The following is a 25,451-nucleotide window of genomic DNA, read 5'->3' as shown; positions in this document are numbered from 1 at the left end:
GACTGCGAACGCAGCCGGTTACTGGTCGAGGATGTCCTGCACCTCGTTCTGCGCTTCTGCGAGGGCCTTCTTCGGGTCCTTTCCTGTCAGCCAGATCGATTGCAGGTTGCGGTTCAGCGTGTCCTGAATCTTGCTGTATTCCGGCGACGCCGGCGTATCGCGCGCGATCTTCTCGGTGCCCACGTATTCGGCACGGTGCGGCAGATCGCGATAGGCCTTACTCTCGAGCACCGACTTACGCACCGCCATGTGGCCCGTGCGCGCCCAATCCGCGTCGTGATTGTAGATGAAGGCTGCGACCTGCAGCGCGGCCTTGTATTTCTCGGGGTTCCGATCCTTCAGCGTCGAGGGGATCGCCCAGGTGTGGTTGTCAGCCCAGGTGGCGGGCTGGTCGAAGAGCTGCGGGAAATCGGAGACGTAGTAGTCCTTCAGCCCGGTATCGGGGTTCTCAGCCTGCTTGGTATATTCGTTGACCACCCAAGTGCCGTTGACCAGCACCGCCGCATTGCCATTGAGGAATTCCTGCTGGCTGTCGGCATAGTTCAGCTTGGGGTTGGCATAGCCGCCATCGAAGAGCTGGGTGATCGCCTTGACCGCGTTGAGGGCCTCGGGCGTATCGATCGTCGCAGTATCGCCGTCGAAAATGTTCGAGCCCTGCTGCCAGATCAGAGACAGGACCAGCCGCACACCGATCGGGAATTGCGAGAAATCGGCGGCGAGATAGTCCTTGCCGGTCACTTCCTTCACCTTCTTGGCTTGGGCGAGCAGTTCCTCGGGGCTGTGGGGAAGGATCGGCTTGCCGTCCTTCACGAGGCCCGCCTTCTTCATGATGTCCATGTTCACGTGCCAGAGGTTGGCGTGGAAATCCATCGGCACGGCGACGATCTTGCCGTCATAGGTCACGGCCTTTTTCGCGCCCTCGGTCCAGTCGGACATGTCGATGCCCGCGGCTTCGAGGTCCGGCCCGATATCGGCCAGAGCGCCCAGCGAGGCGAATTCGGGGATTGAGGAGCGGTGAATGACGAAGATATCGGGCGGATCGCCCGCTGCAAACATCGCCTTCACGTGATCGTAGTAATTTCCCCAATCGGTCGGCAGGGTCTTCACCGTCACATCGGGAATTTCCTGGCTGGCCGCATTGATGATCGACTGGATGATGCAGGCTTCGCCGACGCTGGTATGCGTGTCGGTTCCCGCATCCTCGCAGGCGCCGAAGAACCGCGCGAGATTGACGGTGACGGGCTCGGCCGCAGCCGGGCTTGCCAGCCCCGCCGCAAGCGCCAGGCCCAGAGCAAGATGTTTCATGATTTCCTCCCGTTTGAATGGGGCAAGCGCGCCCCGGTTATCCCTTGCTTCCGCCTACGGTCATCGCTTGCACGACGTAGCGCGGGAAGATCAGGAAAAGGACGACGACCGGAAGCGAGGCGATCACGCCCGAGGCCATCACGCGGCCCAGCCCTTCCGATTGCGCGAAGTTCGATTGCAGGCTCGCAAGGCCCAGCGTGATGGTGAACATCTCCTTGTGGCTCGCCGAAACCAGCGGCCAGAGATAGTCGTTCCACGCGTAGAGAAACGTCAGGATCGCGAGCGTCATCATCGCGGGCCGCGCGAGGGGCAGCATCACGAACCAGAAGATTTGGAACGGCCCTACCCCGTCGATGCGCGCAGCATCCTCGATATCCTTCGGCGCGGCCTTGAAGAACTGCATCATCAGAAAGACGCCGATCGGCACTGCCACCCGCGGCAGGATCAGCGCGCCATAGCTGTTGTGCCAACCGAAATTGGCAAACATCGTATAGAGCGGAATGAAGATCGCCTGTTCCGGCACCATCAGACCGAGCAGGATGAAGATGGTGATGGCCGTCTTGAACCGAAATTGGAGCCGTGCGAGCGCATAACCTGCAGTCGTCGAGACGGCGAGCACCGCGAAGGTCATGCCCCCCGCTACGACGATCGAATTGAGAAACCAACGCGGCGTATCCCCGAAGGAAAAGAGCTTTGCGTAATTGTCCCACGTGAAGGGGATCGGAATCATCCCCAGCCAAGTCGAAGCGGTTGTTCGCGCCAGAACCTCGTTCGGCTGGAACGAGAGCGATACCATCCAGAGCGTCGGCACGAGCCAGATAAAGGCGGGAACGGCGAGCGCTATGCAAAGCCAGTAATAGCTACGTTTCGACGTCATTCGCTTTTCTCCCGACCGATGAGGAACTGGATTACGGCGAAGACGCTCATGATCGCGAAGAGAAAGACCGCCATGGCCGAGGCGCGTCCGATCTCGCTGTCGCGGAAAGCCGACTGGTAGATGTAGCGCACCAGCACCTGCGTGCGGTCATCCGGGCCGCCCTGCGTCATCAGGTGCGACTGCCCGAAGACCTGGAAATGCAGGATGATCTGCAAGACGACGACGAGCGTGATGGTCCGTTTGAGGTTCGGCAGGGTGATGAACCAGAACGATTTCCATCCTCGCGCATTGTCGAGGGCCGCCGCCTCGTAGATTTCGCGGTTGATGTCCTGCATCCCGGCGAGGAACAGGATCATGGCGATGCCGAGCGACCACCAGATCGTCGTGACCACGATCGCCAGCATCGCGAAATGCGGATCCGTGAGCCAGCTGACCGGAGACCCGCCGAATACCTGGATCACGTTGTCGATCAGCCCCTGCGTAGGCGAGAACATGATCTGCCAGATCAGGGTCACGACCGTCACCGAGAGAACCTGGCTCAAGAAGAACAAGGTGCGGAACACGGCCATCATCCGGGTCTCGCGATTGAGCGCTGCCGCCAGCAGAAGCGCCGCAATCGTGGTGCCGGGGGCTGCGAGCGCCACGAACAGCACCGTGTTGCCGACGGTCGGCCAGAACCTACGATCGAACCAGCGACCGCCTTCACCGGGCGTGAAGCCGAGGAGGAGAAAGATGAGTAGCGCCGCGATCGCGATCGGGATCGCGCTGCGGCCACTCAAACGACCCGCCCGGTGAAGTCCAAACGCACCGGCCAGAACGGCAAGCGCGAGAAGCTGAATGATTGGGTGCGAGACCGGCCCCCAGGTGATGTTTCGTCCCCACAGCATGTGAACGTAATTGTGCAGCCCGACCCATTTCGCCGCCGCGGGGTTCATCGCCACTGCGAGGAGGTTCCAGTCATACAGGCTGATCCAGACGCCTTTGAAGAAAGGGTAGACGAGAAAGGCGCAATAGGTGGCGAGAAATGGGGCCAGAAGCGCCCATGCCGCCTGCTGCTGCGAGAGCGTCCTTTTGCGTTTCCCGAGCGTTTGCCGTGCCATGCGCCTCCTCCCAAAGCTCGCATTAGCCCTTGTGCTAATAATATTAGCAATGTCAGATAGAGACCGTCGCCTGTCAACAAATTTTCCTCGGACCCTGGATTTCCCCGATGCAAGAGCCTGAAAAGAAAAAGCAAAAAAAAGCGAAAGTGACGATGAAAGACGTGGCTCTCGCAGCCGGGGTGTCGCAATCGACGGTATCGTTCGTGCTGAACGGGCAGGAAGACATGCGGATCGGCAAGGAGACTCGGGATCGGGTTCTCAAGGCCGCCGAGACATTGGATTACCGATACCGTTCTGCCGGGCGCCCGCCGTCGCGCAGCCGCCCGACAACTTACGGCTTCATGATCGACGAAATCGCGACGAGCCCCTTCGCGTCCATCTCCATCGAGGCGTTCCAGGAGCAGGCCTGGTCCGACGGCGCGCTCGTAGAGATCGCAATGACCGGTGGCGATCCGGGCTACGAGCAGCAGGTCCTGCAGAAATGGCAACGCGATGGGATCGACGGGGTGGTCTATGCCTCGATCCTGACGCGCGAGGTGTCACCACATCTCGCGCTTCGCAAGCATCGCGCTGTGCTGCTCAATTGCCATGACAAGGAAGGCCTGTTCCGCGCGGTGGTGCCTGCGGAGCGGCGCGGCGGCCACGCCGCGACCATGGCTCTGATCGGCGAGGGCTATCGACGGATCGCCTTCATCGCGGGCGAAGCCTGGATGGAGGCGTCCGAGCAGCGTCAGGAGGGTTTCATCCGCGCGATGCGCGAAAGCGGCCTGGAACCTGAACCCGAGTTGATCCGACAGGGGAATTTCATGCCGAGCGGCGGCTACCGCGAAACCCGCGAGTTGCTCTCCCTCGATGCGCCCCCCGAGGCGATTTTCTGCGCCAACGACCTGACCGCACTCGGGTGTTATGAAGCGCTGAAGGAACACGGCGTGCACGTCGGAGCGGATATCGCCGTGGTCGGTTATGACGACCAGGAGATTGCGCAGCACCTCTCGCCCGCGCTCTCGACGGTGCTTCTTCCGCATGGCGAGATGGGACGATGGTGCGCCCGGCAGCTGCGGGCGAAATCGACCCTGCTTCCGCGCGTCGAGCGCATGGCCTGTCCTTTCGTTGCGCGGCAGTCGCATTTGAGAGCGCCACTTACGACCGATTAAAGCCTCGCTTCGGCTGGCATCACGCTTCCATGGAGCCTTCCCTTCGGTCTGACCCTCTCGGCCACATCCCTCCGACGGTGGAAGCTGGCATTCAAGCACCGACCTCGGGCGCCTATTGACGGAGCGATATCAAAGGTGTGTCCGGCGTCCGCCGAGCCGGTGCAGGCCGGCTTTCGACGAAGACGCCATTCATGACCTTTCAGACCAGTGGAACCGCTTTCAAGACAATGCCGTCCAGCCCCTCGCCGCCAGCGGCTGCATAGTCCCGCAACTGCGCGCGCATGCGCGGCTCCCAGAAGTCGGTGATGTGCGCGGCAACTTTGGCGGGGGCATCGTCGCCCGGCTGGGTCTTGAAGAAGGTGGCGATCTGGTTCGCCATGCGGATCATCTTGTCAGGCGACATTTGCAGCCTCTTCATTGATACGATTTGGATGGGAATAAAGGCCAGCCACCGGCCGCGGGTGAACGCGGCAAGTGTGATCCCAGCCCGCTCGACAGAGAGCTGGGAGCTGATTGCAACCGCGCCGTGGCCCGCCTGGATCAGCGCCACTTTGCGCGGGCGCCCGGCCCGGCGCCCCGACATGCGTCCACATACTCATTCCGCCGCGGGCAGGATGCGGCGCGAGCGTTCGGCCTGTGCCGCGTAATCCTCCTGCCAGTCCGTCGGCCCGTTCGAGGGCGAGACCTGCACCGCCGTTACCTTGTATTCCGGGCAGTTGGTGGCCCAGTCGGAATAGTCGGTGGTGATGACGTTGGCCTGCGTATCGGGGTGGTGGAAGGTGGTGTAGACAACGCCAGGGCTGACGCGATCTGTCACCTTTGCCTTCAACGTCGTCTCGCCCGACCGCGAGGCCAGCTTTACCCAGTCACCATCGTTCAGGCCACGGTTTTCGGCGTCATGCGGGTGGATCTCCAGCACGTCGCCGTCATGCCACACCACGTTGTCGGTGCGCCGGGTCTGGGCCCCCACATTGTATTGCGACAGGATGCGCCCGGTGGTCAGCAGCAGCGGGAAGCGCGGGCCGGTCTTCTCGTCTGTGGCCACGTATTCGGTGACGATGAAACGCCCCTTACCCCGCACGAAGCCGTCGACATGCATCAACGGTGTGCCCTCCGGGTGGTCTTCGTTGCAGGGCCATTGGATGGAGCCCTTTTTCTCCAGAAGGGCGTAGTCCACACCCGCAAAAGAGGGCGTCGTCGCAGCGATCTCGTCCATGATTTGGCTGGGATGGGTATAAGACCACCCTGCCCCCATGGCATTCGCCAGGAGTTGCGTGACTTCCCAGTCAGCGTAGCCATTCTTGGGTGCCATGACCCGACGCACGCGATTGATGCGGCGTTCGGCGTTGGTGAAGGTTCCGTCCTTCTCGAGGAAGGTCGATCCCGGCAGGAAGACATGGGCGTAGTTCGCCGTCTCGTTCAGGAAGAGGTCATGCACGATAACGCAGTCCATAGCTGCCAGCCCGGCCGCCACATGTTTGGTGTCGGGGTCGGATTGCAAGATGTCCTCGCCCTGACAATAGAGCCCCTTGAAGCTGCCCTCGACTGCCGCATCCAGCATGTTGGGGATGCGCAGGCCGGGCTCCGGGTCGATCTGAACGCCCCAGGTGGTTTCGAAAATCTCGCGCACCTCGGGCAGTTTCACGTGGCGATAGCCCGGCAGCTCGTGCGGGAAGGACCCCATGTCGCACGAGCCCTGCACGTTGTTCTGCCCGCGCAGCGGATTCACGCCCACACCGGGACGGCCTATATTGCCGGTCAGCATTGCGAGGTTGGCAATCCCCATAACGGTGGTCGAACCCTGCGAATGCTCGGTCACGCCCAGCCCGTAATAGATCGCGCCGTTGCCGCCACGGGCAAAGGTACGGGCCGCAGCACGCAGTTCCTCGGCGGGAACGCCGGTCAGAAGCTGGGTCGCCTCGGGGCTGTGTCGGGCCTCCGAGACGAACTCGGCATAGACCTGGAATTCGTCCCAGTCACACCGTTCGCGGATGAACGCCTCGTCCATCAGGCCTTCGGTGACGATCACGTGTGCCAGGGCGGTGACGACGGCGACGTTGGTGCCCGGCGTCAGGGCCAGATGATGAGAGGCCTCGATATGCGCCGATTTCACAAGGTCGATGCGGCGTGGGTCGATCACGATCAGCTTGGCCCCGGCGCGCAGGCGCTTTTTCAGGCGGCTGGCGAAGACCGGATGGCCGTCGGTCGGGTTCGCGCCGATGACGATCACCACATCGGTTTGCTCGACGCTGTCGAAATCCTGTGTGCCAGCGCTGGTGCCAAAGGTCTGGCCCAGCCCGTAGCCGGTCGGCGAATGGCAGACTCGGGCGCAGGTGTCGGTGTTGTTGTTGCCGAACACCGCGCGGGTCAGTTTCTGCACGAGGAAGGTTTCCTCGTTGGTGCAGCGGCTGGAGGTGATCACTCCGATGGACTTCTTGCCATAGGTGTCCTGCAACGCGCGCAGGCGGTTCGCGGCAAAGGTCAGCGCCTCGTCCCAGCTGACTTCGCGCCACGGCTCGTCGATGGTGTCGCGGATCATCGGGTTGAGGATGCGGTCGCGGTGGTTGGCATAGCCATAGGCAAAGCGGCCCTTGACGCAGCTGTGCCCGCGATTGGCCTTGCCGTGCTTGTAGGGGACCATCCGGACCAGATCGTCACCCTGCATTTCCGCCTTGAACGAGCAGCCCACGCCGCAATAGGCGCAGGTGGTCACGACGGACCGATCCGGCGTGCCCATCTCGATGATGGATTTTTCCTGCAAGGTCGCGGTGGGGCAGGCCTGCACGCAGGCTCCGCAGGACACGCAATCCGACGACAGGAAGTCATCGCCGGCGCCACCCGCTGACACGCGGCTGTCAAACCCGCGCCCCGCGATGGTCAGAGCAAAGGTGCCCTGCACCTCTTCGCAGGCGCGGACGCAGCGGTTGCAGACGATGCACTTGGACGGATCGTAGCTGAAATAGGGGTTGGAGTCGTCCTTGGGCAGCCATTCGGGATTGGCCTCGCCGCTGGTGTTGCGGGCGGAGAAGTGATTGGCCAAGCCGCCGTTTTCCGGCGCCTTGTAGCGCACGTCGCGCAGCCCGACAGCGCCCGCCATGTCCTGCAACTCGCAGTCGCCATTGGCCGAGCAGGTCAGGCAGTCCAGCGGATGGTCGGAGATATAAAGCTCCATCACGCCCTTGCGGATCTTGCGCACCTTGGTCGAGTTGGTGTCCACCACCATGCCCGGCGCGACCGGCGTCGTGCAGGAGGCCGGGGTGCCCCGGCGGCCTTCGATTTCCACAGCGCAAAGGCGACAGGATCCGAACGCCTCAAGATTGTCCGAAGCACAGAGTTTTGGAATTTGGATGCCGATTTCGGCAGCGGCGCGCAGCACCGACGTGCCCTCGGGCACCGTGACCTCGAACCCGTCGATGGTCAGGGTGACGGGCTTGCCCTTCCTGGCGGGCGTGCCCATGTCGCGGTCGACTGGAATGATGAAATCCTTCATTCGGCGGCCTCCTTCAGGCGAGCGAAATCGTCGGGGAAATGGGTGACGGCGGACATGACCGGAAACGGCGTAAAGCCTCCCAGCGCGCAGAGCGAACCGTCCTTCATCGTCTCGCACAGGTCGGCCAGCAGCGGCAGCGCGTCGGCGTCGCCCTGTGCGATGCGGTCGATGGTTTCGACACCGCGCACCGCGCCGATCCGGCAGGGGGTGCATTTGCCACAGCTTTCGACGGCGCAGAACTCCATCGCGAAGCGCGCCATGCCCAGCATGTCGGTGGTGTCGTCAAAGACGGTCAGGCCCGCATGGCCGATCAACCCGCCCGCCGCGTCGAACTCCTCGTAGCCCAGCAGTGTGTCGAACTTGCTGAGCGGCATGTAGGCCCCCAGCGGCCCGCCAACCTGCACCGCCTTGACCGGACGGCCCGACAGAGTGCCGCCCCCGAGATCGTTGACCACCTCTCCGAGGCTGATACCGAAGGCGGTTTCGAACAGCCCGCCGCGCGCCACGTTGCCTGCGATCTGCAGCGTCACGGTCCCACGCGACCGGCCAAGGCCGAAATCGGCATAGGCCTGCGCGCCCTTTTCGAAGATTACCGGCACCGTAGCGAGGCTGATGACGTTGTTAACCACGGTCGGGCGTCCAAGGAACCCCTCGAGCGCGGGCAGCGGCGGCTTGGCACGGACCACGCCGCGCTTACCTTCGAGCGAGTTGAGCAATGACGTTTCCTCGCCGCAGACATAGGCGCCCGCGCCTTTGCGGATTTCCATGTCGAAGGCGCGGCCAGAGCCCAGAACGTCAGGGCCCAGCAGCCCTTCGGCCCGGGCGACCTCCACCGCACGGGTCATCACGGCAATCGCGTCAGGATATTCCGAGCGCAGGTAGACGTAGCCCTTGGTGGCACCGACGCCGATCCCGGCGATGGTCATGCCCTCGATCAGGGTAAAGGGGTCGCCTTCCATCAGCATGCGGTCGGCAAAGGTCGCGCTGTCGCCTTCGTCAGCGTTGCAGACGATGTATTTCTGCGGCGCGTCAGCATCGTGCACGGTCTGCCACTTGATGCCGGTCGGGAAGCCAGCGCCACCCCTTCCGCGCAGGCCGGACGTCTTGACTTCGTCAACGATCTCCTGCCCGGTCATCGCCAGCGCGCGGCGCAGCCCGGCAAGGCCACCATGCGCCCGATAATCGGCCAGCGACAGCGGATCGATCACGCCGACACGGGCAAAGGTGAAGCGGGTCTGGCGCTTCATCCAGTCAAGGTTTTCGACCGGGCCAAGCGCCTTGGCGCTGCTACCATCCAGAATACCCGCCACATCGGACGGCTCGGCAGGACCAAAACCGTGGCGCACGCCATCCACTTCGACCTCGACCAGCGGTTCCAGCCAGATCATCCCGCGTGAGCCGGTCCGCACGATCTGTGCCTCGGGGGCCGCAGCGCGCAGGGCGGAAACCACTTCCTCGGCCCCCAGTGCCTTGGCCGCGCTGTCCATCGGAACGTAAATTTTCATGCGTCCATCTCCGCCAGCAGCTTGTCCAGTTTCGCGGCATCGACGCGCCCCACCACCCGGTCATCCACCATCGCGGCGGGCGCACAGGCACACATCCCAAGGCAATAAACCGGCTCGATCGTCACCGCGCCATTGGCGGTGGTGTCGTGCCATTCGAGCCCCAGCTTGGCCAGCAGCGCATCGGCCACCGCCGCGCCGCCAACCGACTGGCAGGCCTCGGCGCGACAGATTTTCAGAACATGACGCCCGGCAGGCTTTTCGCGGAAGTCATGGTAAAAAGTGATCACGCCATGCAATTCGGCGCGGGTGATGTTCAGGGCATCACAGATCGGCCCGTGAGCCTGCGTCGGGATATACCCGAACGCCTCCTGCAAAGCATGCAGCATCGGCAGAAGCGGCCCTTCGAGGGCGCGGTGGGCGTCGACGATCCGAGCGATCTCGTCGCCGTCGATAACGGTGGCAGGCTGGGCCATGGCTGTCGTCCTCCAATTTGGCATACGTTGGCACACGGTAGGGAGCGCTGATCAATAACGGCGTTCCGTGGGGCGATAGGGATTTTGGATCAAGCGGCGGGCAGGCGCCGGGCTTCGGCTAGAAGCGCCGACAGAACGGGGGTTCGCGGGTCACGCTGCGGCAGGATCAGCGCGACCTTCTGTGGCCGCGACGCGCCTTCGAGCGGCACCAGCGCGACGTCTTTTCCGCCTGCGACGAACTCGGCCACGTCCTGGGGCAGCACGGTCATGCAGTGGCCCGACGCCACGCTCGCGACCAGCGCGATGATTGAATTCGCCTCGATACAGGTCGCCGGGGTCACGCCGCTTTCGGCAAAGAGCCGATTGATGATCCGCCGGTTCTGCATGTCAGGTGTCAGCAGTGCCAGCGTCTGCCCTTCCAGGTCGGACCAAGACATCTTGGGCTTATCCGCAAATGGAGAATTGCGGGCACAGACGACTATATAGCTTTCGTCATAGAGTTCTGCGGTATCGACCCGGCCGAGAGGCTCGTTTTCCAAGTAGGAAATCCCGGCATCGGCCTCGAAATCGTCGAGCATTTGCAGGATCTCGCGCGAGTTGCGCGACAGGATGGTGAAGCGCACGCCCGGATGACGCTTGGCGAAGGTGGTGCAAAGCCGCCCGGCCCAGGTCTGCGCTGTGGGGATCACCGCCAGCCGCACCTCGCCAGTCAAGCCGTGCCGACTGTTCCGCATCTCGTCTTGCAATTGCCGCGCGTCCTCGACGATGCGCTTGGCCCAGGACAAGGCGGTCTGGCCTTCAGGTGTCAGCCCCCCAAACCGCGAGCCACGATGCACCAGCTGCACGCCCAGCTGCGCTTCCAGCTGCTTGATCCCGGCGGACAGCGTCGGTTGCGCGATATTCATCCGCTCGGCCGCACGCCCGAAATGCCCCTCTTTGGCCAGCGCGATGAACATTTCCAGCTTGTCCAGCATCGGCGGTCTTTCCTGCGGCGCTCTCGTAGAAGGCCGGGGCGCGCAACGCACGCCCCGGCCCGATTTCATCATTCACCCGGAACGGCTTGCAGTTCCGGTTCGTCGTGGTGGTGGTGTTCCTTGACGGGCTTCATCATCAGGTTGGCAAAGAACGCCACGACCAACAGCGCCGCCATGCAATACATGGTGGTGTTATAGAGCGACGGGGTCGGGTCAATCGTGCCGGCGGGCGCGATTTCCATCAGCTTGGCGATAGTCACGGTCTTGGCCGCGGCCAGCTGATCCAATTGCGTCAACGGGGCGCCGAATTTCTCGGCAAAGGCCGCCGGATCGACCTTGGCGGCCAGATCCTGGATCGCGTTCGTCACCGACATCTGCCGCAGCGAGGTGATGGCCAGTGGCCCCAGCACGCCCGCGGTGGACCACGCCGTCAGCAGCCGCCCGTGGATGCCGCCCACATGCATGGTTCCGAACATGTCGGCAAGGTAGGCCGGGATCGTCGCGAACCCGCCGCCATACATCGAGAAGATGATCATCGTCGCGGCGTAGAAGCCGATCAGGTAGACGATCGACGGGTTGGTGGCCACGGCTGTGGCGAAATAGGGGATCGACAGATACAGGATCGTGCCCAAGACGAAGAAGCACATGTATGTCGCCTTGCGCCCGATGTAGTCCGAGGTCGACGCCCAGAAGAAACGCCCCACCATATTGAAGACCGAGATCATCAGCACGTAGGTCGAGGCGAACGCCGCCGTGACCACCAACGGCATCACCGTGCCGAAGATTTCCGACATCATGGTTTTGGCCACGCCGATCACGCCGATACCGGCGGTCACGTTGAAGCACAGCATGAGCCACATCTGCCAGAACTGCGGCGTCTTCAGTGATTGATCGATATGGACGTTGTTTTGAGACACCATGCCCGAGGCGACGGGCTTGGGCTGCCATCCGGCGGGCTTCCAGTCTTCGGCAGGCACGCGATACTGGAACGAGGCCAGGATCATGACGATGAAATAGACGATGCCCAGCGTCATGAAAGTCTGTGCCGCCCCCGTATTGCCGGTGCCCACGACATAGACACCCGCCTGGCCACCGAAATCCGCTGCTTGCGCGGCACTGGCCACCACAACCTCGACCTTGCCCGCGGCGGTTTCGGCAAAGACACGACCGTTCTCGACCACGGTCGCGACAGCGTCTCGCGCGCCGAGGAAGTCGGGGGCCTTCTGGAACACGCCCAACAGCCAGCCTTGCACCGGAGCCGCGATCATCGCGCCGCCGCCGAAGCCCATGATCGCCATGCCCGTCGCCATGCCCCGCCGGTCGGGGAACCAGCGGATCAGCGTCGACACCGGCGAGACATAGCCCAGCCCCAGCCCGCAACCGCCCAGCACGCCGTAACCCAGATAGATCAGCCAAAGCTGGTGCGCGGCGATGCCGAACGAGCCGATGATGAAACCGCCGCCCCAAAGGAACGCGGCCACCACGCCGACCATGCGCGGCCCGACGTCTTCCAGCCACTTGCCCGCGAAGGCCGCGGCGAGGCCCAGAAACACGATCGCGACCGAGAAGATCCAGACGACCGAGCTCAGCGACCAGTCTTCGGCGGCGGGCGCGACCACGCCCAACGCGCGGGTCAGCGCCGGGTTGAACACCGACCAGGCGTAGACGGAGCCGATGCACAGATGAATCGCGATGGATGCCGGCGGAACCCGCCAGCGGTTGAAACCGGGTTCGGCGACGATGTGGCTTTTGTGCAAAAAGCCCAGCGCCCCGCCAGAAGCGTTGCTCATGTAGTTTCCTCCCATGTTCTTGACGGAACGCCCCGGTCTCCTCCCCGGGCCGCTCCGGCGGCATGCAACGGCATGCGCGGACACAAGCAGGCAATTCAGCCCTTGCGTTGTCAAGAAAATTATTATTTGTTATCAATTACTTATACGGACACAATGTCCTGCCGCGCTCTCTCGCTTTCGAATAAGTTGGACATTTTGTCCCGCCCCACGCGACGCGGGTCCGCGAAATCTGGTCATTGTGTCCGGATCAGTCGGCAACAGCGGCGGGCAGGACGATTTCAAACCGGCTGCCACCTCCGGGCATCGAGCGCACGGAAATCCGTCCGCCGGCGCGACTCACGAGTTGCTGGCTGATCGACAGGCCCAGTCCCGTGCCCTGCGCCTGCTTGGTGGTGAAGAACGGGTCGAAGATGCGCGGTAGGACCGACGGGTCGATGCCGGTGCCGGTATCCTCTACGCTCAGAATGACCTCGCCGGCCTCCTCGGCCGTGGCCACGCGAAGTGTTCCGCCGCCGGGCATGGCTTGGACTGCGTTCAGAATCAGGTTGACGATGACCTGCTGCAATTCCGTCCGCGACATATGTACTTGCGACTTGCTCTCGGTCTCAACCACACTCGTGATGCCCGCCGCCTGAATCTGGTGCCGGGTCAAGACGAGGCAATCACGGGCTACTTGCGAGAGGTCCACCAGCCTGTCTGCGCCGGAATATTCCTCGGGGCGCGCGAAATGCAGCAGCTTCGAGACGATGACACCGATGCGGTAGACTTGGTCGTCGATCAGGCGGAACTCTTCTTCGGCCCGGCGGCCGTCCTCGCCAAGGTTGCTGCGCGCAAGGTCCAAATTGCCTTGGATCACCGCGACCGGATTGTTGATTTCATGCGCGACAGAAGCCGTGATCTCGCCCACGGCGGCCAGTTTCTCGGAGATGATCAGGCGTTCGGTAGTTCGCTCCAGCCGCTGGTTGGCCTCGTGCAACTCGCGGGTGCGCTCCTCCACGCGGTGCTCCAGCGTCTCACCCCATTGTCGCAGCTCGCGGTCGCGTTGTTGGAGCCGGTCTAGCAGGCTGTCGAAATGTCGTGCGACCTGTGCGATCTCACCATCCGTTTCGACCGGAGCGTTGCGTGCCCCCAGATCGCCGCTTTCCACCCGATCGATGGTGCGGGTCATCCCTTCGAGCGGGCGAAAGATACGCCGAGCCCATCGCAGGAAAACAGGAACCGACGCCAGTGCGATGAACAGGAACGCAAGGCTCAGCGTGATGACCGAATTGCGCTTGGCCGCGCTGAAAGGCGCTTCGAGAAAGCCGACATAAAGCATCCCGACCGGTGTGCCGAAACTGTCGAGAATGGGTTCGTAGGCCGAGATATACCAGTCATTGACGACAAAGGCGCGATCCAGCCAGATGTATCCTTCGCCCAGAACCCGTGCGCGGACCGCGGCAGAGACACGCGTTCCCAGCGCCCGCACATTCTCAAAGAGGCGGACATTGGTGGAAATACGCACGTCATCCAGAAACAGCGTCGCCGTGCCTTGGCTGCCCTCGGGCAGGCTTTCGGCGCGGTAGACGAGTGCGTTGATCGTGTCGATGAAACCGAGGTTTCGGTTCAGCAGGACGCCCCCCGCCAAGGCCACCCGCGTCCCGTCCGGAAGCGTCAGCGGGGCGGCTGAATGAATGACCATGCCGCGCGTCTCGACGGTGCGCTCCGTGGGCACCGCGCCGCGGGTGGGAACCAAGGGAATTTCCGCTTGCGCAGCCAGATCGGGGGATATCGCTGCCAAGGTATCTGCATCGAACACGTCGATCTTGCTTTGCCACTTCCCATCGAGCGCATCTTTCACGACGGGCCACGTCGTATCCCGCGTGATATGCAGGAAATCGAGCCCGAGCCGCGCACGCTCCTGCTCCAGGAAGGCGTCGGTCGTGCCGTTCTCGAGCGCGGTTTGCAGCGCCACAGACCGCGCGACGGCATCGATATGCTCACCAGAGGTCTCAACCAGCCGCCCGAGATATTGATCCGCGATGGTCAGGTCGCCGGTGACCTTGTTGAGCAGGATCGCGTCCACCTTGCCCGACCAGCGCCAGATGGTGCCGCCCAGCAAGACCGGCAAGAGCACAAGCATCGGCAGCAGCGCGATCACCAGCAAGCGCACGCGGACGGATCGCAAGGCTTTGGGCGCGCGCAGCATTACCTACAGGCCCCAGGCCGCGCATTTTCGGTCAATCGTCTTGCGCGAGACACCCAAACGCCGCGCGGCCTCGGCCCTGTTACCGCCAAGCGCCTCGAGGGCGCGAAGAATTTCGCGCTTTTCCATGTCCTCCAGTGGCGCAATTTCGCCCGGCGCAATGGCGTCCCCGAGCGTTTCCAGCGGGAACCGCCCAAAGATAAGCGCGCGCTCGACGAAATTGTGCAGCTCACGAATATTTCCAGGCCAGTCGTGGCGCAGCATGGCCGACCTGACTGCGGAGGTCATCTCGACCATCGGTAGGTTGAGCGCTGCCGCGATTTCGGTCTGGAACAGCTCGGCGAGGTCCAGAACATCGGTGCCGCGATCCTTGAGAGGGGGCATGGCCACCTCGATGACGTTGATGCGAAACAGCAGGTCCTCGCGGAAATGACCCTCATGGACAGCCTTTTGCAGCGACTTGCTGGACGCGATGACAAAACGCAGGTCCAGTTGCACGTCGCGGCCGGTGCCGATGGGTCGGATCATGCCGTCTTCAAGCACGCGCAGAAGCGCCGTCTGCGCGTTTGCGCTCAACTCGCTGACATCGTCAAGGAAAACGGTCCCTCCCGAGGCCTGAGCAAGCAATCCCTCACGTCCGGCCTGTGCGCCGTTAAAGGCTCCGGCGCCGTGACCGAACAATTCGTATTCGATCATGTCCGCCGGGATGGCGCCGCACTGGATCGCGACGAATGGGGACGCGCCGCGCCCGGACCGGCCATGCAGATGGCGCGCGGCGACTTCTTTGCCCGACCCGGACGGGCCGGTGATGAGCACCGGCGTCGACAAGGGTGCCACGCGCTCCAACAGCGCCCGGACCTCAGCAATTACAGGCGAGGCCCCGATCAGTTCCTTGCGGCGATTGCCGCTGGCGGCCGTCTCCAGTTCCCGCCGCAAAAGTGCATTTTCGCGTCTCAACTTCGCCAGTTCCAGACACTTGCGCAGCGCGTTCAGGATCTGGTTCGAGCGGAAAGGTTTGATCAGGAAGTCAGAGGCACCCGCACGCATGGCTTCGATCGCCGTCTGCAAATCGGCATAGGCCGTTATCAGGATCGTATCGGTAAAGCCGCCCTTGGAGCGCTGCGCCTGAAGCCAGTCGAGACCTTTCTGCCCCGGCATGATATTGTCGAGAACCATTATGTCATATTGGCGCACCGCGAGCATCGCTTCGGCGGCGCGGGTGTCTTCTGCGCTGTCCACATGGCGTGCGAGGGGATTCAGAGTGTTGACGAGGAAATGTCGCATCCCCGGCTCGTCATCGACGATGAGAATACGCGCCGCCCTGAGCGGATCGCTCCCGTCCTCGGGCGCTTGCAGCATGCATTCCTCCCAATTGCTGCGGCCAGAAGACTATGCAATTTCCTGCAAGTTTTCCCGCACACTATATCTCATGCGCCAAACGGTCAGAAATTCAAGGCTGGCATTCCTTTTTTCGGAAGCGCATTTATCGGCAAGATTTACCTTTCGCGGCGAATGTCGGCACACTACGGATATTTCATGACACGTATTCTCCTTCTTGCTGCGGCTTTGTCCGGCCTGCTGGCCGGACCGGCTGCGGCCGAAAAGCAAATCTACAATGTCACGCTGGGCCGCCGCCCCTTGGGCTCGCTGAAATTCGAAGGACAAGGCAGCAATGCGACGCTGCGGCTATCGCTCGACAACACGCCGTTCGGCTTGGACGACGGAACCTTCGAGGCGGTGACGCAGGCCAAAGGTAATGAGGTCGATTACCTTGGGACGAGCCGAGGCAGCGAAACACGCGATATCGCGATCGTCCGTAAAGCGGACACCGTGACGGCCGTGACGATCACCCCACACTCTGAAATGACCGAGATGACGGACGCCGGAAAAGTCCCCCCCGGTGTGATCTCCCCGACCGAATTCTTCGCAAAGCTGGCAAACGGTGAAACCTGTCCTTCGCCGATGGCCATGTATGATGGCCGACGCGTGGTTCAGATGGCCACGACGGCGAAGAAGCAAAACGATGACACGGTGATCTGCGACATGTCCTACAAAGTTGCCATGGGGCCTGGGTATGTCTTTCCGTTTTACTTCAAGTCGTTCGATGTGCAGCTTGCTTATACCGCCCGCAAGCTCGCCACATTCGCCATGAGTGCCGGTGGGTTCACGGTGCGCCTGATCCGGCAGTAGCCACAAGCCGCAGAAAGGTCAGCCCATAGAAACCTAGAAGTCTTCGGCGCATGGCAGCTGTGGGCGCTATGAACGGCAGCCCAAGTAATCAGATCGCTATAGCGTCGGAAATCGCGAGGTCTTCTTCGAGTTCGAAACCAGACTATCGAGTGCTGTCCATCTTCGTGCGACCGAGCAGTCGAACCGCGCGCTGATTTCCTGTCTTACGGTGGAACCGGGCAACTTTGGTCCGGCGGAAAGAATGCGTGCCGAATGAAGCAGGCGGCGCAGATCTGACAATCTTGCCTTCGACGTGCCGCACAAGGGAAGCGAACTCCTCAGAAGATTCGCTGCGCGGCCCGCATGACGTGTCGGATATCTGGTAGTTTTGGGGAAAGGAGCCCCGGCGGGGTCCCAGGCCGATTTCGACCGAAATGCCAGCAGACCCAACGCAAGATAAGGCAAAAGTTTCGCTAAATATCAGGTATTTAAATGGTGCCCGGAGGCTCCGTCTGTATTGGGTTGTGTTCCCGTTACAGGCATCGCGTCAGCTTCAAGCCTCAGCAAACACAAGGGTAATCGCATCTCTCAGTTGGGGTCAACAGGTGCCGCGTGTTCTACGGCTTGTTCTACGGCAGCGTAGAGCCGCTGAGACGAGCTGTGGTGGTCGACGTGGGAACCCCACTGTCGGGCGCAAGCTGACCCTGCGGTGTATCCCAGACGTTTCCGCAGTGTTCCTCCATAGTGGGCAGTAAGCATACCCCAAGGGGGGGAAACGCAAGAAGGGCCAACACTGTTAGACCGGTCTGATATGCGACCCCGAAAACATCCCGGTCATGCCGCAAGCCGAGGCTCATCGAGGATTTCTCCGGTTGGTGGCTCTGGCGCAATGCCCCTGACCACATCGACGACGCTGGCTTTCCAGAAGTGTCGGCAGTAGCGGTCTGCTGCTTGAGAGATGGTGTGACCTGCCCCCCGCGGGATCCCTCAACGTAGTGTAGAGTCTGCGCCAACTCTGAAGGAGCAGACGAATGCGAAAAAGCCGTTTCACCGAGGCGCAGATTATTGGGATGATCAAGGAGCAGGAGGCAGGCATGCCGACAGCTGATGTGTGCCGCAGGCATGGCCTCAGCCCGGCGACCTTTTACAAGTTCAAGGCCAAGTATGGTGGCATGGAGCTCTCCGAGGCAGCCAGGCTGAAGGCGCTCGAAGACGAAAACGCCAAGCTCAAACGTCTGTTGGCCGACACCATGCTCGACAACGTGGTTCTGAAGGATCTGCTGGGAAAGAACTGACGACATTGACCAGGCGGCGAGAGGCGGCGCTCAGGGCGATGCGGGATCATGACATCTCGCAGCGTCGGGCCTGCCAGCTTGTCGGTGTCGACCCCAAGACGGTCCGGCGCACACGCCCGCCGGACTGCCCCGAGATCCGCGAGGAGATGAAGGAGATCGCCGGGAAGCGGCGCCGGTTTGGCTATCGCCGGATCGGCATCCTGCTTGAGCGCAAGGGCATGACCATGAACCACAAGAAGCTGTATCGGCTCTATCGCGAGGAAGGGCTATCGGTGAAGCGACGGCGTGGACGCAAGCGGGCTCGCGGGTCACGCACGCCGATGCCTGCGGCGGCGCATCCCAATGCGCGCTGGTCGCTCGACTTCCTGGCGGACAGCTTCGGCGCCTCGCGCAAGTTCCGTATTTTGGCCGTGATCGACGATTGTTGCAGAGAGAACCTGTGCCTGGTCGCCGATACCAGTATATCGGGCAAGCGTGTTGCCCGTGAACTCGATGCGCTGGTGCGGATCTACGGAAAGCCTGCTTGCATTGTCAGCGACAACGGGACGGAGTTCACCAGCCGGGCCATCCTGAGATGGGCCGACCAGAACGCCATTCCCTGGCACTACATCGACCCCGGCAAGCCGCAGCAGAACGCGTTCATCGAGTCCTTCAACGGAAGCCTGCGCGACGAATTATTAAACGAGGAGATCTTCGACACACTGGACGATGCCCGGCGCAAGTTGGCGCTCTGGCGCTACGACTACAACGCCGTCAGACCGCACTCGTCTCTGGGAAACCAGACGCCGCTCGAAGCGCGCCGGACGCTTGAGCAATTTGAGGGCTCCGCGCCCGGCGCGCTTGCCCACAACAACCGATCCGACTACCAATCTCAAACCTGCAGACTCTCGTTATGAACGAGGGCCCCAAGGGGGGCAGGTCACCCACTATGGAGGAACACTGCGGAAACGTCTGGGATACACCGCAGGGTCAGCTTGCGCCCGACAGTGGGGTTCCCACGTCGACCACCACAGCTCGTCTCAGCGGCTCTACGCTGCCGTAGAACAAGCCGTAGAACACGCGGCACCTGTTGACCCCAACTGAGAGATGCGATTACCCTTGTGTTTGCTGAGGCTTGAAGCTGACGCGATGCCTGTAACGGGAGCACAACTGGGAAACCAGAACTGCCTCCGGGCACCATAGCATCCGCCAAGCTACTGTTTTGCCTCAGCTTTATCGCAAGATGGAGCTACCGTAGAACATGGCCCGTCGGCTATGCTGCAGCTCCCATCCATTTGGCCAGCACGTCGAGCGGGTAGCCTTTGCCGTAGCTGTGCCCAACACCCTCGGTCTGCCACCCTCCGATCTGATCCACGATGTCGGCGGGACACTCCACAGCCCGCAGCCGGTCACGCATCGAGTGACGGAAGCTGTGCATGGTCCCTTTCTCGCTGACGTATGGCTTCATCCATTTGTTCAGCGCAGCGCTCGCCGAGTTGGCATTGGTCTGGTCTCCCTTGTTGTATCGCGGGAAGGCGAACTCGCTGTCCTTGACGCTGTCGTGGACACGCTGAGCGGCCCAGAGCGCTGCGCCCACGAGCGGGACCTTCCGGTTGCTGCCTGCCGTCTTCAAGCGCCGCCACGGATGCTCTCGCACGACCACATGCGGGATTGGATCATGGAGCTTGAGATCCTCCCTCAACAGACCTGCCGCCTCAGCGAGGCGCATCCCGGTGTCGGACACCAAGGCAACCAGCCAGCGCAGATCATCGTCGAGCTTGCGGCACTCGCTCTGTAGGGCGCGAATGACGTCGAGCGGCAGCGGTTCCCGATCCTCAACACCTGCGTTGCGGTCGTAGTAGACCCTGCCGAATGGGTTCGTGATGTCGATGCCGATCTCGGCGGCAGCGAAGTTGATGACTGAGCGTACCGTTCCGAACACGCGCGTCATGCTGCTGCCTGCCAGTCCGCGCTTGATCAGATCGTCGCGGAAGGCGTTCGCGTCTGCTTTGGTGTAGGCAGTGATGTCCTTGTCGCCGCAAACGTCGATGACATACCCGCAGGACCGCTCAGCAGCGCGGTGGAAGGTGACCGGACGACCCTGACCCTTGAGCCGCAGGTAGATGCCCACGGCTTCCGAGAGCTTCACGGTTTCAGCTGTAGCGGCGGGCATGGCCATCATGGCAGGGACAGCGTTGGTGTTCTGCGCCAGGCGCAGCATGTGCTTCCCCGGTAGATCGCAGTCGTTGATCCTGAGGAAATACCAGTGCTCGTCGAGCCGCTGTGCTGCTCTCAAGGCGCGGGAGGTGGCGACGGATGCCGACCTCGTGCGTAACGAGAAAGAGATTTTCGGTGACGTGTAGTGGTGCAGCAGGTCCTTGGGGACGCGCCTCACGAAGTAGTAGACGCCATCTTTCACAAATGAGTGGGGTGCAGTTTTGTTCTCCGCCATGTTCTACGGTAGCTCCATCTTGCGATAAAGCTGAGGCAAAACAGTAGCTTGGCGGATGCTATGGTGCCCGGAGGCGGATTCGAACCACCGACACGCGGATTTTCAATCCGCTGCTCTACCAACTGAGCTATCCGGGCACTTCGACCTTTCGGTCTTGGTGGAGCGGTTACTAGACGAGGGCGCGGGGGGTGTCCAGAGGGATTTCGCAGAAATTTCCGCGATCTTGCGAAAGGTTTTCAGTGCGGCTTGCCGGGGGGCAAATCATCGCCCGCGGGGCCGGTCGGCGCGCGCTCTTCTTCCTCGGCGATATCGCCGGGAATGACGTAGGAGCCGTTCAGCCAGCGCGCCAGATCGACGTCGGCACAGCGCTTGGAACAGAAGGGGCGGTATTTCGGGTCGGCCTCCTTGCCGCAGATTGGGCAGCTCATATCGCCTCCGTCGTCTGGCCCCGCAAGAGACGTGCGAGCGGCACGCGGTCGCGCTTGCGTTGCATCTCGAAATTGCCCAGCGGCGTCCAGCCTGCGAGCGAGGTCTCTGGCTCGCCTTTTACGGCGCGGCGCAGCTGCTGCTCCAGCGCCTGACGGTCGCGCTTGGGCATCGGGGCAAAGTCGATCACGACCTGCCCCCCAAGGCCACGCAGACGCAGCTGACGCGGCAACTCTCGGGCCGCGGCGATATTCGCCTTCAGCGCCGCGGCGGGCGTCGTGTCGTTGCCGGTATTGACGTCGACCGAAATCAAGGCACGGGTCGGCTCGATCATCAGATGCGCCCCGCCCGGAAGGTCGACCCGCGGGTGTAGAAGCGCTCCGATCGCGTCGGTGACGCCGTGATCGTCGAACCCGCCTTCGATCACCTCGTCCGGCACCGGTTCGGCCCAGTCGCGCCAGGCTTCTTCATGCGGATCGGGCGCGTCGACGAGCAGCTCCGGCCCGCCTACAGTATCGTTAGTCACGGCCTCGGCCAGCTCGCGCATCGCGGCGACATCCTCGGCCACCTCTTCGAGCGACACATGGGCCGCGGCGGAGCGCAGGATCACGCCCATATCCGAGCCTTCCATCACCGCCTCGGCTGCTGCCTGCAGGTCGGCGCGCAGATTCTCTTCATGGATCCGCCGGGAGACGTTGATGCCGGGCGCGCCGGGGGTGACGATGGCGTAGCGCGACTTGAACAGCACCCGCAGCGTCACAGGCAGCGCCTTGCCGGGCTCGGTGCCGCCGGAGACCATGCAGATCACGGTCTGGCCGGGGGCGAGCCCCTTCACCTCTTTCAGAAAGCCGCGCGCGCCTTCGGGCAGATCGACGAAGACGCCGCCCTGCCCTTTCATCTGGCGACCGATCGTGCCGCGCAGAATCGCGCCGGGGGCAAAGCTGATCTCGTCGGAAGTGTCGATGATCAGGTCTTCGAGTTGCCCGTCGACCATCAGCGCCGCCGCTTCGCGACCGGCGATTTCGTCCAGCAGAACCACACGCCCCTGCATTACACTTCCCCTCGAATGCCCGCGCTTGCGAGCAGCGTTGCGGTTTCTGCGAGCGGCAACCCCACGACCGCGGTGAACGAGCCCTGGATCCACGGCACGAACGCGCCGCCGCGCCCCTGGATGGCGTAGCCACCCGCCTTGCCGTGCCACTCGCCCGAGGCGAGATAGCCGTTCACGTCCTCGTCGCTAAGCGGTTTGAACTTCACCACCGTATCGACGAGCCGCTCGCGCAGGCCCTGCGCCGTGCGGATCGCCACGGCGGTAAACACATGGTGCCGACGCCCGGAGAGCAGCCAGAGAAACTCCGCCGCCTCCTTCTCGTCTTCGGGTTTGCCCAAGATGCGGCGCCCGCAGGTCACCGTTGTATCGGCGCTCAACAGCACCTCGTCGTCGGCCACATCGAGCGCCATCGCTTTCTCGCGGGCCATGCGAGCGACATAGTCGCGCGCGGCCTCGCCTTTGAACGGCGTTTCGTCGATATCGGCGGGGCGCACGTCAAAAGGCTCCAGCCCGAGCTGGGCCAGAAGCTCTCGCCGCCGCGGGCTCGCCGAGCCGAGGATCAGCTTCACTTGAAGCGGTAGTTGATACGACCCTTCGTGAGGTCGTAGGTGTTCATTTCCACCTGAACCTTGTCGCCTGCCAGAACGCGGATGCGGTTCTTACGCATCTTGCCTGCCATATGCGCGATGATCTCATGGCCGTTCTCCAGCTCGACCCGAAATGTCGCGTTAGGCAGGAGTTCCTTCACGACACCGGGAAATTCGAGCATTTCTTCCTTGGCCATGGTCACTCCGTAAATGGTTTCCCGCGCAATTCGCGGGCGAGCGTTTAAATGCGCCCGTAAGCCGCGAAATTCAAGGGGAATGTCAAGGCTGGGCGGGGTTTTCCGAGGCGATCCGGATTATTTGGGCCGCCTCAGACTGCTCGGACCAATGTTTGTAGGGCAAAACAGCTCCTGCAGTCCGGCTTTGCGCGACGCGATCCAAGTCCACCGTCGCGAAGGTCCATCCGGGTGAGTCGGGGGCCCCTTCGGCCACGATCCCGTTTTCGGGCCAAAGCCCATCGGGCGGCGCGAAGATCGCAGCCGTGCCCCGGTTCTCGTCCACCGCCGGGCACCAAAGCGCATCGCCCACGGTCGGCGCCTGAACGGTCACGCATTGGTTTTCCAGCGCCCGCGCCATCGCACCTATCCGCACCCGGTTATAGCCCGCGACGGTGTCGGTGCAGGAGGGCACGAGGATGATCTCTGCCCCCGCCTCGGCCAGAGCGCGCGCCAGCAGGGGGAATTCGCTGTCGTAGCAGATGGTGACCCCGATCTTGCCGAGCGCGGTGTCGAAAAGCGCCAGCCCCTCGCCCGCATCGACATGCCAGATCTCGCGCTCGAACCGCGTCATGATCGCCTTATCCTGATGCCCGATCAGCCCGCCGGGACCGAACAGGCTCGCCCGGTTCACGCGCTTAGGCCCTTCGATGACGGGGCCGGAGGGGGCGAGGATATGCACGCCATGTTTTGCCGCGAGATTTGCGAACAGCGTCTCCATATCCGCGCGTAATCCGGCGACATGCGCCAGCGCGGCTTCCAGGTCAGCCGCGACCTCTGCACCGCCGAGGCTCGCCAACTCCATCGCGCCGTATTCGGGAAAAACCAGGAGCAGCGCGCCCTGCCCGGCAGCCTCGGCCACCCAAGTCGTAACCTTCGCCGCGTAGCCCGCCCAATCGTCGAACCAGTCGAGCGGATAGGCCGCCGCGGCTATCGTCACATCGCGGCTCACAGCGGGCGTCCCCAGAATTGCAGTGCCTTCTCCGTCTGCTGATCCTCACCTAGATCGGTCCATTTGAACCGCGCGATTACGCCCTCCATCGGCGCATAGCCCCGCTTACGCCAAAACCCGTCGAGCGGGCGGTAATCGGCGGGCTTCAAGGGATGATCGTCGGGCCGGATCACCGAGCAGAAGACCGAATGACAGCGCCCCAGCTGGCGCGCATGGGCCTCGCGGTGGTCGAAGAAGGCGTGACCGAGCCCCTGCCCGCGATAGTCGGGCAGCAGCACCGACTCGGCGCAGTAGAACACGTCTTCCAGCTGCAACCCGGTGCCTGCGAAAGGTGCCGCGAAATCATCGGCGTGATCTTCCAGCGGCGTGCCCGTGGCCGCTCCAACCAATGTCGTCCCGTCGAACGCGCCGACGACCACCGCCGCATCGCTCTCGCGGTAGCTCTGGATATAACGCCGCTCATACTCCAGCGAGCCGTCATAGATGTAGGGCCAGTCCCGGAAGACCGCGATCCGCAGCCGCGCCACGTCGTCAAGCGCCGCATCAAACGCCTCATCCAGCGCCTCACCGGTCAACCGCCGCACCTCCATCACGAGACCTGCGCGATCCAGTCGGCGAGGTTGTAATAGGTGACCACGCGCGTGATCTTGCCCTCGTCGAGCGTGAAGAACGCTCCCGCCGGCAGGACATAGCTTTGCCCATGCGCCTCGGGCAGCCCGTCATCGGTCTCCAGATAGACGCCGTTCACGATGAACTCTGCCGCACCGCGGGTGCCGGCATCGTTCGCCATGATCACCATGTCGGTCAGTTGCTCGCGATAGCAGCGGCTCATATGCGCGTTGAATTCGCGGAACGCCTCGATCCCGTGGCGGATTTTCCCCTCGTTCACATGATGCGCAAAGGGCTCGCCCAGCAGCCGCTCCATCGCCTTGGTATCGCCTTCGTTGAAGGCATCGTAGTAACGCGTGATCGTGTCGAGAGCGCGGGCGCGAGGCATGGTCTTACTCCTGAGGGGGGCCGAAACGGTCGATGAGATGACGACGGATCTGGTCGCGGGTATCGCGATAGGCGGCGAGTTTGGCCTCGCGCGTCTCACCAATCCCGGTCGGGTCGAGAATCGGCCAATATTCCACGTCGAGATGGAAAAACCGCGTCAGTTCCAACGCCTGACGCTGCGAGGCGGGCGAAAGTGCGATCACCAGATCGAAGGCCGACAGATCGTCGCCCCATTCCTGCAACTCGGTGAAAGAGCGCGCGCGGTGTCGCTCCAGATTGACGCCGATCTCCGCCATCACCGCGATGGTGAACCCGTCGATCTCCAGATCGGCCTTCACGCCCACTGACTGCACGTAACATTCGGTGCCGTAAAATTTCTTCATCATCCCCTCGGCCATCGGGGAGCGCGTGGAGTTATGATCGCACGCAAAAAGAACGGAGTTGGGGATCTCGCCCAT

General features: G+C 62.7%; 23 protein-coding genes and 1 tRNA gene. 3 read left to right on the top strand and 21 right to left on the bottom strand.

The annotated features are described in order from the left end of the window. Window positions 1-18 precede the first annotated feature (18 nt). The 3 genes from BMG03_RS04240 to BMG03_RS04230 are packed head-to-tail and all read right to left on the bottom strand — an operon-like array spanning window position 19 to window position 3,282. On the bottom strand, window positions 19-1,305 hold the full coding sequence (locus tag BMG03_RS04240) for an extracellular solute-binding protein (RefSeq protein ID WP_075777255.1): 1,287 nt from the start codon (window positions 1,303-1,305) through the stop codon (window positions 19-21). A 37-nt stretch (window positions 1,306-1,342) separates the two neighbouring features. Beyond that, complete coding sequence (locus BMG03_RS04235) at window positions 1,343-2,182, bottom strand: carbohydrate ABC transporter permease (protein ID WP_075777254.1); 840 nt, start codon at window positions 2,180-2,182, stop codon at window positions 1,343-1,345. After that, window positions 2,179-3,282 carry a carbohydrate ABC transporter permease gene (locus tag BMG03_RS04230; RefSeq protein WP_075777253.1) on the bottom strand — a complete coding sequence of 368 codons (1,104 nt, stop codon included), beginning with the start codon at window positions 3,280-3,282 and terminating at the stop codon, window positions 2,179-2,181. Before BMG03_RS04230 ends, BMG03_RS04235 begins: the two co-directional genes overlap by 4 nt. Window positions 3,283-3,434: 152 nt before the next feature. Here BMG03_RS04230 and BMG03_RS04225 point away from each other — a divergent pair, with 152 nt between their 5' ends. Beyond that, on the top strand, window positions 3,435-4,436 hold the full coding sequence (locus tag BMG03_RS04225) for a LacI family DNA-binding transcriptional regulator (RefSeq protein WP_167733384.1): 1,002 nt from the start codon (window positions 3,435-3,437) through the stop codon (window positions 4,434-4,436). Between the two features lie 199 nt (window positions 4,437-4,635). Here BMG03_RS04225 and BMG03_RS04220 read toward each other — a convergent pair whose 3' ends face one another. From BMG03_RS04220 to BMG03_RS04185, 8 genes are all read right to left on the bottom strand, one after another. Continuing rightward, window positions 4,636-4,839, bottom strand: a complete 204-nt coding sequence (locus BMG03_RS04220; protein WP_075777290.1) for a formate dehydrogenase subunit delta — start codon at window positions 4,837-4,839, stop codon at window positions 4,636-4,638. A gap of 192 nt (window positions 4,840-5,031) precedes the next feature. Beyond that, window positions 5,032-7,926 (bottom strand): formate dehydrogenase subunit alpha, encoded by a 2,895-nt coding sequence (gene fdhF, locus BMG03_RS04215; protein ID WP_075777251.1) that lies wholly within the window; start codon window positions 7,924-7,926, stop codon window positions 5,032-5,034. After that, the gene (locus tag BMG03_RS04210) at window positions 7,923-9,431 is read right to left on the bottom strand and encodes a formate dehydrogenase beta subunit (RefSeq protein WP_075777250.1); all 1,509 of its coding nucleotides are present in this window, start codon (window positions 9,429-9,431) and stop codon (window positions 7,923-7,925) included. The genes fdhF and BMG03_RS04210 overlap by 4 nt, the downstream gene beginning before the upstream one ends. After that, window positions 9,428-9,904 carry a formate dehydrogenase subunit gamma gene (locus BMG03_RS04205; protein ID WP_075777249.1) on the bottom strand — a complete coding sequence of 159 codons (477 nt, stop codon included), beginning with the start codon at window positions 9,902-9,904 and terminating at the stop codon, window positions 9,428-9,430. The genes BMG03_RS04210 and BMG03_RS04205 overlap by 4 nt, the downstream gene beginning before the upstream one ends. An 89-nt stretch (window positions 9,905-9,993) precedes the next feature. Continuing rightward, complete coding sequence (locus BMG03_RS04200) at window positions 9,994-10,878, bottom strand: LysR family transcriptional regulator (protein ID WP_075777248.1); 885 nt, start codon at window positions 10,876-10,878, stop codon at window positions 9,994-9,996. A 68-nt stretch (window positions 10,879-10,946) separates the two neighbouring features. Beyond that, on the bottom strand, window positions 10,947-12,668 hold the full coding sequence (locus BMG03_RS04195) for an OFA family MFS transporter (RefSeq protein ID WP_075777247.1): 1,722 nt from the start codon (window positions 12,666-12,668) through the stop codon (window positions 10,947-10,949). 247 nt (window positions 12,669-12,915) lie between these two features. Continuing rightward, the gene (locus tag BMG03_RS04190) at window positions 12,916-14,856 is read right to left on the bottom strand and encodes a sensor histidine kinase (protein WP_075777246.1); all 1,941 of its coding nucleotides are present in this window, start codon (window positions 14,854-14,856) and stop codon (window positions 12,916-12,918) included. Between the two features lie 3 nt (window positions 14,857-14,859). Further along, window positions 14,860-16,158 (bottom strand): sigma-54-dependent transcriptional regulator, encoded by a 1,299-nt coding sequence (locus BMG03_RS04185; protein WP_244271022.1) that lies wholly within the window; start codon window positions 16,156-16,158, stop codon window positions 14,860-14,862. On the opposite strand from BMG03_RS04185, the gene BMG03_RS04180 reads away from it, so the two are divergent. Both BMG03_RS04180 and BMG03_RS04170 read left to right on the top strand, forming a co-directional pair. Then, a complete protein-coding gene (locus BMG03_RS04180; RefSeq protein WP_244271036.1) occupies window positions 16,039-17,043 on the top strand; it encodes a hypothetical protein in 1,005 nt (334 codons plus the stop codon). The two genes, BMG03_RS04185 and BMG03_RS04180, sit on opposite strands and share 120 nt — an antisense overlap. Window positions 17,044-18,053: 1,010 nt before the next feature. Then, a protein-coding gene (locus tag BMG03_RS04170; RefSeq protein WP_244270937.1) for an IS3 family transposase occupies window positions 18,054-19,213 on the top strand; the annotation gives its coding sequence in 2 pieces (ribosomal slippage) (window positions 18,054-18,303 and window positions 18,303-19,213; 1,161 coding nt in all). 356 nt (window positions 19,214-19,569) lie between these two features. Here BMG03_RS04170 and BMG03_RS04165 read toward each other — a convergent pair. From BMG03_RS04165 to BMG03_RS04120, 10 genes are all read right to left on the bottom strand, one after another. Beyond that, window positions 19,570-20,748: a DUF6538 domain-containing protein gene (locus tag BMG03_RS04165; RefSeq protein ID WP_075775997.1), complete on the bottom strand. Its 1,179-nt coding sequence runs from the start codon at window positions 20,746-20,748 to the stop codon at window positions 19,570-19,572. Between the two features lie 61 nt (window positions 20,749-20,809). Beyond that, a tRNA-Phe gene (locus BMG03_RS04160) sits at window positions 20,810-20,885 on the bottom strand. 99 nt (window positions 20,886-20,984) lie between these two features. Next, window positions 20,985-21,176 carry a DNA gyrase inhibitor YacG gene (locus tag BMG03_RS04155; protein ID WP_075775996.1) on the bottom strand — a complete coding sequence of 64 codons (192 nt, stop codon included), beginning with the start codon at window positions 21,174-21,176 and terminating at the stop codon, window positions 20,985-20,987. Further along, window positions 21,173-22,225 carry a ribonuclease E/G gene (locus BMG03_RS04150; protein WP_075775995.1) on the bottom strand — a complete coding sequence of 351 codons (1,053 nt, stop codon included), beginning with the start codon at window positions 22,223-22,225 and terminating at the stop codon, window positions 21,173-21,175. The genes BMG03_RS04155 and BMG03_RS04150 overlap by 4 nt, the downstream gene beginning before the upstream one ends. After that, window positions 22,225-22,794 carry a Maf family protein gene (locus tag BMG03_RS04145; protein WP_075775994.1) on the bottom strand — a complete coding sequence of 190 codons (570 nt, stop codon included), beginning with the start codon at window positions 22,792-22,794 and terminating at the stop codon, window positions 22,225-22,227. Before BMG03_RS04145 ends, BMG03_RS04150 begins: the two co-directional genes overlap by 1 nt. After that, window positions 22,791-23,009 (bottom strand): translation initiation factor IF-1, encoded by a 219-nt coding sequence (gene infA, locus BMG03_RS04140; protein ID WP_010397442.1) that lies wholly within the window; start codon window positions 23,007-23,009, stop codon window positions 22,791-22,793. The genes BMG03_RS04145 and infA overlap by 4 nt, the downstream gene beginning before the upstream one ends. Window positions 23,010-23,091: 82 nt before the next feature. Next, on the bottom strand, window positions 23,092-23,985 hold the full coding sequence (locus BMG03_RS04135; protein WP_075776028.1) for a carbon-nitrogen hydrolase family protein: 894 nt from the start codon (window positions 23,983-23,985) through the stop codon (window positions 23,092-23,094). Between the two features lie 8 nt (window positions 23,986-23,993). Beyond that, window positions 23,994-24,587 carry a GNAT family N-acetyltransferase gene (locus BMG03_RS04130; RefSeq protein ID WP_075775993.1) on the bottom strand — a complete coding sequence of 198 codons (594 nt, stop codon included), beginning with the start codon at window positions 24,585-24,587 and terminating at the stop codon, window positions 23,994-23,996. After that, entirely contained in the window at window positions 24,587-24,994 is a 408-nt protein-coding gene (locus BMG03_RS04125; protein WP_075775992.1) for a ketosteroid isomerase-related protein, read from the bottom strand. The genes BMG03_RS04130 and BMG03_RS04125 overlap by 1 nt, the downstream gene beginning before the upstream one ends. A 4-nt stretch (window positions 24,995-24,998) precedes the next feature. Continuing rightward, window positions 24,999-25,451 (bottom strand): arsenate-mycothiol transferase ArsC, encoded by a 453-nt coding sequence (locus tag BMG03_RS04120; RefSeq protein ID WP_075775991.1) that lies wholly within the window; start codon window positions 25,449-25,451, stop codon window positions 24,999-25,001.

It is taken from the genome of Thioclava nitratireducens (genome assembly GCF_001940525.2).
Lineage (GTDB): Bacteria > Pseudomonadota > Alphaproteobacteria > Rhodobacterales > Rhodobacteraceae > Thioclava > Thioclava nitratireducens.
This window is presented reverse-complemented; position numbering and strand designations above follow the sequence as displayed.